We start from the raw sequence: 8,722 nt of genomic DNA on the forward strand, positions 1-8,722 counted from the left end.
GGGCCGGGAGGCGGAGCCCCGACCGGCCGACGGACCGCCGCGATCCCGCACCGGAACAGGCGCAGGAGGCCGCCGCGGGCGCCGGGACGTGCACACTGGGGTGGTGAACCGCACCCCCGACCCAGCGCTCCGGATCCGCGAGCTCGCGATCCCCGAGGCCGTGGGCGCCGACGGCTGGAGCGACTTCCTCGCCCTGACCGCGATCGGCGACGCGGTGGGGACCGCCCCGGACTGCCGGGCCGTCTACACCTGGAACGCCGAGGAGAACCGACCGATGCTCGCCGTGAACGAGGCCGTCGGCTTCACCCCCGTCGCCCACGAGGGCCAGTGGAGGAAGGAGCTCTCATGACCCCGCTCGTCGAGCCCGGACCGCCGCTGACCGCCGCCGAGCGCGAGCGGTTCGCCCGGCAGATCCGCCTGGCGCCCCTCGGGGAGCTCGGACAGCGGCGCCTCCGGAACGCGCGCGTGCTGATCCTCGGCGCGGGCGGCATCGGCTCGCCGGTGATCACGGCGCTCGCCGCGGCCGGGATCGGGCGGCTCGGCATCGTGGACGGCGACGTCGTCGAGCTCTCGAACCTGGCGCGGCAGACGGCGCACGACGACTCCTCGGTGGGCCGGTCGAAGGCGGAGTCGGCGGCGGCGACCGCGCGGCGGCTCTCCCCCGGCATCGACGCCCGGGCCTTCCCGGTGTCGCTGACCTCGGCCAACGTCGACGCCCTGGTGGCGGGCTGGGACGTCGTGGTCGACGGCTTCGACACCTTCGGCGCGCGCTACCTCGCCTCGGACGCGACGACGCGCGCCGGCATCCCGCACGTGTGGGGATCGGCACTCGGCTTCGACGGGCAGCTCTCGACCTTCTGGGCCGGCGCTCCGGGCGGAGGGGTGACCCTGCGCGCGCTGCACCCCGAGGCCGAGGACGCGGGCGACAGCTGCTCGACGGTGGGCGTGCTGGGCGCGCTCTGCGCGCTGATCGGCTCGGCCATGGCGGCCGAGGTCGTGAAGCTCGTGACCGGGGCGGGCGAGCCGCTGTTCGGTCGCGTCCTCGTGCACGACGCTCTCGACTCCTCCTGGGCCGAGCTCCCTCTCGAGCGGCGGGTGCCGCCGGTCCCGGAGCGGCGGGCCGCGGCGGGCTCGATCACGGCGGCCGAGCTGCGGGAGCGGCTGGCCGGGCCGACGCCCCCGACCGTCGTCGACCTCCGCGAGGACGACGAGGACCGGACCGTCGCGGTGCCCGGTGCCGTGCGGATGCCGATGTCGCGCTTCGACCCCGTCGCTCTGCCGGCCGGTCCGCTCGTGCTGCACTGCGCCTCCGGGGTCCGATCGCGTCTCGCGGCAGAGCGCGCGGCGGCGGCGGGCGTGGCGTCCGACTCGCTCGACGGCGGGATGGCGTCGTGGCGGGAGCGGTGACCCGTGCCGCGGCCGCGTGCGCCGCGGAACGGGTGGGGTGAGGCGCACCCAGCGCCCTGCCGATCGGCGACCCGGGATGTTCGGTGCTCGCAGCGGAGAGGATCCGTCCTTCTCCGCGGATCAGGGCGGAGCAGTGTCCGAAGCTGATCGGCGGTGGCGTGCTCGCGGCCACCGTTCCGAGGAGAGCACCCATGCCGACGCCTTCACCGCACTCCGCGCGGCAGGCGGCGCTGCTCGATCCTCCCGACCCGCTCGACCCCGGCGCGGAGGCGTGATGCCCGGGGTCTGGAGTCCCGCCGAGAGGCGGCTGCGTCGGCTCGGCTGGATTCCGCGGCGCCCCCTGCCGCGAGGTGCCGTCTGCGACGCGATCGTCTCGCCGCGCCTCAGCCTCAGCCGCGCCTGGCTGCAGACCGGGGAGTTCGAGGTCCTCCCCCATCCCGGAAGGCTCCGCGTGCTCTTCAGCCTCGACGGGACCGGCCGCCTCTCCGCCCGGGGCCGCGACCACCGGCTCCCGGCCGGCAGCGCTCTCGTGACCCGCGCCTCGACGGTGCAGTACGCGGCGGCGCTCAGTCCGTGGGCGCGCTTCGAGTGGCAGCTGCGCCCCTCGGTGCTCCGCGCGAGCGAGTTCGCCTCGCTCACGGACCGGGTCCTCGCCCTCCCCGAGGCCTACTGGCGCGCACTCACCGGTGCGGCGAACACCGTCCTCAGTTTCGGCGTCGAGCCCTCGGACGCGGCCTTCGAGCACTTCGAGATCGCGAGCGAGCACCTCCTGGCCTCGGCCTTCTCGGCGCTGCTGCCCTCCTCCGACCGGGAGGACCGGTCCCCCGCCGCCGTGTACGCGAACGGCACGCGCCTGATCGAGCGGCACTACCGCGACCGCTCCTTCACGGTGGAGACGCTCGCGGAGAGCCTCGGCGTGTCGGTCAGCCACCTGCACCGGGCGTTCTCAGCCGCCGGCACCACCCCTCGTCAGCGGATCGAGCGCGCACGGGCCTTCGAGGCGCAGCGCCTCCTCGACGAGCTCGGCCCACGGGCGGCGACGGACCTGGACCGCGTGGCGCGGTCGGCCGGCTTCAGCTCGCGGATCCACATGCAGCGGACCCTCCGCCGGATCGACGACGCGAGCTGACGTGGGCCGCCGCGTCCCCCGCGCCGGACGGGCTCCCGGCGAGGAGGCGGCCTGAGCGGCTCCCCCGGTCCGGCGGCGCGACGGAACGTCCACGGTCGGGCATGGAACCTCGTCGCGGCCCGTTCCGCGTCGACCGGAGGCCGGACGTTCGGCAGTATCGGCGCGTCCACCACCCCTCGCACGAAAGAAAGAAAAGGAACACCATGACGGACACCAACGCCCTGGACCCGACGGCAGCGCACTCGCGCTCCCTCCCACCGCGGATCGACTCGACCGGCGGGGGGCCCGCCCGGCGGACGATCATGTCGGGTGCGGCCTGGTCCGTCCCCGTCGTCGCCGCGGCGGTCGCGACCCCCGCGGCCGCCGCGTCCACCGGCCTCACCCTCGCCTTCGACGCCCCGGCGTACTCCTTCCCCGCCTGCACCACGAGAACGGTCTCCGTCCTCGCCACGACCAACGGCGCTCCCGCTGCCGGCGACACGGTCACCATCACTCTCCCCGCCGGCCTGACCAGCGGCGGCGCGCAGACCGTCAGGGCGACGACCGGCGCGGACGGACGCGTGAGCATCCCGGTCACGGCCGGGAACGTGGCGCAGAACGGCATCACCCTCTCCGCCGTCTCCGGCGCCGCGGGCGCGACGGCGACCGCGAGCACCACCGCGACCACGGGGACCGCCGTCCGGTACGTCACCGACGGCGGACGGACGACGACGGAGTCGAACGGCAACGTGCCCTCGGGAGCCAAGACCGTCGGACCCCGGTACTACCTGACGGAGTCGGGCGAGCTCTACCACGGCGGGGGGCGGATCGCGCGCGGCGTCACCAGCGTCCAGGGCTTCCGCGACGAGCAGAACCGCGACGTCGCCGACTTCGTCGTCGACGGCGTCTTCTACCGCTTCGTCACCGGAGAGGCCGCGCCGAAGGCCATCGGGAGCGGCGTGCCTGCCGGGTCGACGGTCCATGCGCCCGCCTTCTACGTCACACCGAACGGCGAGCTGCGGCGCGCCGGCGGAGCCCTCGTGACCACCGGAGTGACGAGCGCGGACTCCTTCCGCGACCAGAGCAACAACGACGTCATCGACGTGATCGTCGGCTCGGAGCTCGTCCGCTACATCTCCTCCACGAAGAACCAGGTCTACGCCAGGAACGTTCCGGCAGGATCGACGGCCTTGGCGCCCTCGTACCACCTGACGCCGGACGGGCGCCTCTTCAACAGCAGCATCCTGGTCGCCACCGGGGTGACCAGTGCCGACGCCTACCGCGATCGACAGAACCGTGACGTCGTGGACGTGATCCAGAACGGCGCTCTCGTCCGGTACGGCGCGTTCGCGGACAGGACGCAGCCGCAGATCCGCGTCGCCTCCGGTGTGCCCTCCGACGCCACCATCTTCGCGCCGGACGCCTACGTGACCCGGGACGGCAGGGCCTTCGTCAGCGGCGTGCTGGTCGCCACCGGAGTCTCCTCGGCGTTCGGATTCCTCGACGTGCAGAACCGCAACGTGCTCGACACGATGACCAACGTCCTGTGCCCGTGACGCACGGAATCGGCCGCTGATCCGGTCCTGCCCCGCCGCACGCGGGTCCGAGGGAGGCGTCCCACGGGTCCCTGTGCGGCGGGACAGGACCAGTCCGTCCTCGGGATGCAGCGTCCTCCAGAACCGCGGACGCACCTGCTGCGAACCGCGCGGATCGGACGCACCGGTCCGGTCGAGGACGGCTCGTCACGGAGGGCTCTTCGGGGTCAGCCGCCGGCGAACGGCGGCAGGACGTCGACCGCGGCATCGGGACGCAGCGGCGTGGCCCTGTCCGCGGTCGACACGCCGTCGACCAGGTAGGTGCACCGTGCGAGCACGTCGGCGGCCGAAGGCGCGGAGGCGACGAGTCTCTCCTCGAGAGCGCCCAGGTCGGGCACCTCGTCGAGCTCGTCGGAACCACGGCCGAGGGCGGCTTTGGCCGCCGCGAAGTAGCGGACCCGCATGCTCATCCGCCGATCGCGCTCATCGTGCGCTCGGGCTGCACGAAGCCCGCCCGGTTCATCTCGTGTCCCGCGGGCTTGGCCCACATCGCCCCGCGCCAGAGCTGGGCGACCTCGTGGTCGTCCGCGCCCGCGCGCATCGGGCCGAGCAGGTCCGTCTCCTCGTTCGAGAAGAGGCAGCTGCGGACACCGCCCTCGGCGGTGAGCCGGGTGCGGCGGCAGTCGTCGCAGAAGTTCTCGGTGACGGACGCGATGATCCCCACCTGGCCGAGCACCTCGGACCCCCCGGCCTCGCGGACGTCGAAGAGCTCGGCGGGGGCGCCGTCACGGGGGGCCGCGTGCGGGCTGAGCGAGAAGCGCTCCGAGAGCAGCGCCCGGATGTCCGCGGCGGTGATCATGGTCGCGCGGTCCCAGCCGTGGTCGGCGTCGAGCGCCATCTGCTCGATGAAGCGGAGCTGGTGGCCTCCCGCGAGGGCCCAGGCGAGCAGCTCCGGGGCCTCGTGGTCGTTGATCCCGGGCAGGAGCACCGCGTTGATCTTGGTCTGGTCCAGGCCGGCGGGACCGAGCGCGTCGATGCCCGCGAGGACGCGGTCGAGGAACGGGCGACGGGTGACCTTCGCGAAGGTCTCGGCGCAGATCGAGTCGAGCGAGACGTTGACGCGGTTCAGGCCGGCGTCGGCGAGCGCCGCTGCCCGACCCGACAGGCCGATCGCGTTCGTGGTGAGCGAGATCTCGGGGCGCGGGTCGAGGGAGGCGACGTCGCGGATGATGTCGACGAGGTCCTTGCGCAGGAGCGGCTCGCCGCCGGTGAAGCGGATCTGGCGGACGCCGAACTGCTCCACGGCGATGCGCGCGAGGCGGAGGATCTCCTCACGGCTGAGCAGGGACGCGGGCGGCTGGAACGGCAGGCCCTCCGCCGGCATGCAATAGGTGCAGCGCAGATTGCACTTGTCCGTCAGCGAGATCCGCAGATCGTCCGCGACGCGCCCGTAGGTGTCCAGGAGGAGCGGGGTGGCGGGGCGGTCGGCCGGGAGGACCGCGCTGCGCTGTCGGGGCCGGAAGCCCGGGATCCCCAGTGCTGTGCTCATCCGCTCACACTACGCCGCGGAACCGGGCGCGACCCGGCAAGATGGACTCGGTCCCGCCGCCGGTCGGGCTCCGCCGCTCGCGAGAGGACACGATGACCTCGATCGACCTGCACGCCGCCCGGGTGCGGGCGCTGCTCGCGCCGCTGGCCACGCGGGGTGCCCGCGAGACGCTGAGCCTGGATCCGGCCGCCGTCGCCGCCGATACGGGCGCGTACGACCGGCGGGTCCTCGCCCGCTCCGTCGACTCCCCGCTCGACCTGCCGCGCTTCGACAACTCGCAGATGGACGGCTTCGCGGTGCGGGCGGCCGACCTCGACGCGGCGGCGCCGGAGCATCCCGTCGCCCTGCCCGTCTCGGCGCCGATCCCCGCGGGCGACCGGGCGCCGCGGCACGAGCCCGGCACGGCGACACCGATCATGACCGGCTCGCCGCTGCCGGTGGGGGCCGACGCCGTCGTCCCGGTCGAGCGCGTCGATCCTCCGCGCTTCCCCGCGGAGGGCAGCGTCGCCTTCGCGCACCCGGTGGTGCCGGCGACCTTCGTCCGAGCCCGGGGCAGCGACGCCCGCCGCGGCGAGCTCGCCCTCCCGGCCGGCACGGTCCTCCGCGCGGCCCACTACGGACTCCTCGCCTCCCTCGGGCTGACCGAGGCGGAGGTGCTGCCGCGACTCCGGGTGCTCGTCGTCCCCACCGGCAACGAGATCCGTCCCGCAGGCGCCGTCCTCGAGGAGGCGCAGATCCACGACGCGAACGGCGCCCTGCTGGCCGAGGCCGTCCGCGAGGCGGGCGCGCTGCCCGTCGTCGCCGCCTGCACGAGCGATCGGGCCGAGGACCTCCTGGCGCTGCTCGAGGAGCACGCGGGCGCGGCCGACCTGGTGATCACGGTCGGCGGTGTCAGCGCGGGCGCCTACGAGGTCGTCCGCGACGCGCTCGGCCCGGCGGGCTCGGAGTTCGGCCACGTCGAGATGCAGCCGGGCGGCCCGCAGGGCCTCGGTCTCGTGCGCGTGGCCGAGGGGCTGCACCTGCCGGTGGTCTCGCTTCCCGGGAACCCGGTGAGCGCCCTGGTCTCGTTCGAGGTGTTCCTCCGGCCCGTGCTGCGCTCGCTCGCGGGACGGACGCCCGCCGAGCGGCCGCGGCTCCGTGCGCGCCTCGGCACGGCGCTCGACTCGCCCGCGCACCTGCACCAGATCCGCCGCGGAGTCCTCGACGACGAGGGCCTCGTGCACCCGGTGGGCGGGCCCGGCTCGCACCTGCTGGCGTCCTACGCCCGCTCCACCGTGCTCATCCACGTCCCCGTCGGGACGGACCACGCAGCGACCGGCGACACGGTCGAGATCTGGAGGATCGATGACTGAGAGCGATCGGCTCACCCATGTGCGCGGCGACGGAGCCGTGCACATGGTCGATGTGAGCGCGAAGGAGGTCACGGCGCGCACCGCCGTCGCCGAGGGCTACGTCGAGACCTCACCCGAGGTGGTGCGGCTCCTCGAGCAGGGCGAGCTGCCCAAGGGCGAAGCGCTCGGCGTGGCGCGGATCGCCGGGATCCTCGGCGCGAAGGCGACCTCTACCCTCATCCCGCTCTGCCACCCGCTGGCGCTGGACGGCGTCGACGTGGACCTCGAGCCGCAGGACGGCCGCGTCCGGATCGAGGCGCGCGTGCGCACGACCGGGCGCACCGGCGTCGAGATGGAGGCGCTGACCGCGGTCAGCGTGGCCGCCCTCACGGTCTACGACATGATCAAGGCGGTCGATCGCGGTGCCGCGATCACCGGCATCCGTGTGCTCGCGAAGGCGGGCGGGAGGAGCGGCTCGTGGACGAGCGGAGGAACCCCGTGACGCGGCGGGCGGTGGCGGTCGTCGCCTCCACCCGTGCCGCCTCCGGCGTGTACGAGGACCGGACGGGACCGGCGCTGGAGGCCTGGTTCACCACCCGCGGCTGGGAGTCCCGCGTGGTCGTCGTGGCCGACGGCGACGCGGTGGGCGAGGCGATCGCCGACGCGATCGGCAGCGGAGTCGACGTGGTCGTGACCACCGGCGGGACGGGCGTCGCCCCGAGCGACGTCACCCCGGAGCAGACCGCTCCCCTCCTGGAGCGGCCCCTGCCCGGCCTCGCCGAGGCGGTGCGCGCCAAGGGCGCCGCCCACGTCCCGACCGCCGTGCTCAGCCGCGGGCTCGCCGGCGTCAGCGGCCGCACCGTCGTAGTGAACCTCCCCGGATCCCCCGGCGGCGTCCGCGACGGGATCGACGTGCTCGACCCGGTGATCGGGCACCTCCTCGATCAGCTCGGAGGCGGCGACCATGCCCGCTGAGCCGGTCGCCCTCGCCCGGCTCGCGGCCGAGGCCATCACCGTCGACGAGTGCGAGCAGGCGGTCGACTCCCCGACGCACGGCGCCGTGGTGACCTTCGCGGGCGTCGTCCGCGACCACGACGAGGGCCGCGGCGTGCTCCGGCTGTCCTACGAGGCGCACCCGGACGCCCCCGCCGCACTCCTCGCCTCCGCCCGCCGCATCGCCGAGCGCTGGCCCGACGTCCGCATCGCCGCCGTGCACCGGATCGGCGACCTCGTGGTCGGCGACCTCGCCCTCGCCTGCGCCGTGGCCTCGGCCCACCGCGCGGCGGCCTTCGAAGCCTGCGCGGCACTGGTCGACGACATCAAGGCGTCGGTGCCGATCTGGAAGGAGCAGTCCTTCGTCGACGGCAGCTCGGAGTGGGTCGCGAGCCTCGGCTGATCTTCCTTCGAGCCCGTCCCCGCCGGGCTCGGCGCGGTCGGCCGGAGAGGGTGGTCACGTTTCGCAGAGCGGGGAGCGATCGCCTAGATCGATCCGCTGGCACGCGGATCGATCGTTCGGCTCGGGGGTGTTTCACACCGAGCCCGTCCCCGCCGGGCTCGGCGCGGTCGCGGTGCTCGTCCCCGAGCCCGTCCCCGCCGGGCTCGGCGCAGTCGGCTTTCCGGCGTGGATGCGATTCGCAGAGCGGGGAGCGATCGCCTAGACCGATCCGCTGGCACGCGGATCGATCGTTCGGCTCGGGGGGAGAGCGAGGGGGTGGCGGGTCGACATCGGGAGGTCGCCCACTGATCCGCAAGGTCGGGGCCCGGGGTGTGGCGCAGCGGATGGCGGATCCGC

The 8,722-nt window shown here is 74.5% G+C and carries 10 protein-coding genes; 8 read left to right on the forward strand and 2 right to left on the reverse strand.

Annotated features, from left to right (window positions below; translation table 11 throughout):
* Positions 1 to 103 precede the first annotated feature (103 nt).
* The 4 genes from C5C53_RS17550 (at position 104) to C5C53_RS08240 (ending at position 4,071) form a co-directional block, all read left to right on the forward strand.
* A complete protein-coding gene (locus C5C53_RS17550; RefSeq protein ID WP_181027200.1) occupies positions 104 to 349 on the forward strand; it encodes a hypothetical protein in 246 nt (81 codons plus the stop codon).
* Positions 346 to 1,407 carry a ThiF family adenylyltransferase gene (locus C5C53_RS08230; protein ID WP_104226886.1) on the forward strand — a complete coding sequence of 354 codons (1,062 nt, stop codon included), beginning with the start codon at positions 346 to 348 and terminating at the stop codon, positions 1,405 to 1,407. The genes C5C53_RS17550 and C5C53_RS08230 overlap by 4 nt, the downstream gene beginning before the upstream one ends.
* A 274-nt stretch (positions 1,408 to 1,681) precedes the next feature.
* Positions 1,682 to 2,536: an AraC family transcriptional regulator gene (locus tag C5C53_RS08235; RefSeq protein ID WP_104267284.1), complete on the forward strand. Its 855-nt coding sequence runs from the start codon at positions 1,682 to 1,684 to the stop codon at positions 2,534 to 2,536.
* A gap of 203 nt (positions 2,537 to 2,739) precedes the next feature.
* Entirely contained in the window at positions 2,740 to 4,071 is a 1,332-nt protein-coding gene (locus C5C53_RS08240) for a hypothetical protein (RefSeq protein ID WP_104226888.1), read from the forward strand.
* A 206-nt stretch (positions 4,072 to 4,277) separates the two neighbouring features.
* On the opposite strand, the gene C5C53_RS08245 is transcribed toward C5C53_RS08240, so the two are convergent.
* Positions 4,278 to 4,520: a MoaD/ThiS family protein gene (locus tag C5C53_RS08245; RefSeq protein ID WP_104223924.1), complete on the reverse strand. Its 243-nt coding sequence runs from the start codon at positions 4,518 to 4,520 to the stop codon at positions 4,278 to 4,280.
* The gene (gene moaA / locus C5C53_RS08250; RefSeq protein WP_104226889.1) at positions 4,517 to 5,599 is read right to left on the reverse strand and encodes a GTP 3',8-cyclase MoaA; all 1,083 of its coding nucleotides are present in this window, start codon (positions 5,597 to 5,599) and stop codon (positions 4,517 to 4,519) included. The genes C5C53_RS08245 and moaA overlap by 4 nt, the downstream gene beginning before the upstream one ends.
* Positions 5,600 to 5,691: 92 nt before the next feature.
* On the opposite strand from moaA, the gene glp reads away from it, so the two are divergent.
* From glp to C5C53_RS08270, 4 genes are read left to right on the forward strand one after another with little or no spacing between them, the layout of a single operon-like run.
* Positions 5,692 to 6,951, forward strand: coding sequence for a gephyrin-like molybdotransferase Glp (gene glp / locus C5C53_RS08255; protein WP_104267298.1), 1,260 nt, complete (start codon positions 5,692 to 5,694; stop codon positions 6,949 to 6,951).
* Positions 6,944 to 7,432, forward strand: a complete 489-nt coding sequence (gene moaC / locus C5C53_RS08260; RefSeq protein WP_104232482.1) for a cyclic pyranopterin monophosphate synthase MoaC — start codon at positions 6,944 to 6,946, stop codon at positions 7,430 to 7,432. The genes glp and moaC overlap by 8 nt, the downstream gene beginning before the upstream one ends.
* Positions 7,408 to 7,905: a molybdenum cofactor biosynthesis protein B gene (locus C5C53_RS08265; protein WP_244229433.1), complete on the forward strand. Its 498-nt coding sequence runs from the start codon at positions 7,408 to 7,410 to the stop codon at positions 7,903 to 7,905. The genes moaC and C5C53_RS08265 overlap by 25 nt, the downstream gene beginning before the upstream one ends.
* Entirely contained in the window at positions 7,895 to 8,326 is a 432-nt protein-coding gene (locus tag C5C53_RS08270) for a molybdenum cofactor biosynthesis protein MoaE (protein ID WP_104232481.1), read from the forward strand. The genes C5C53_RS08265 and C5C53_RS08270 overlap by 11 nt, the downstream gene beginning before the upstream one ends.
* Positions 8,327 to 8,722 lie beyond the last annotated feature (396 nt).

The organism is Rathayibacter sp. AY1E3, assembly GCF_002932235.1.
Taxonomy (GTDB): domain Bacteria; phylum Actinomycetota; class Actinomycetes; order Actinomycetales; family Microbacteriaceae; genus Rathayibacter.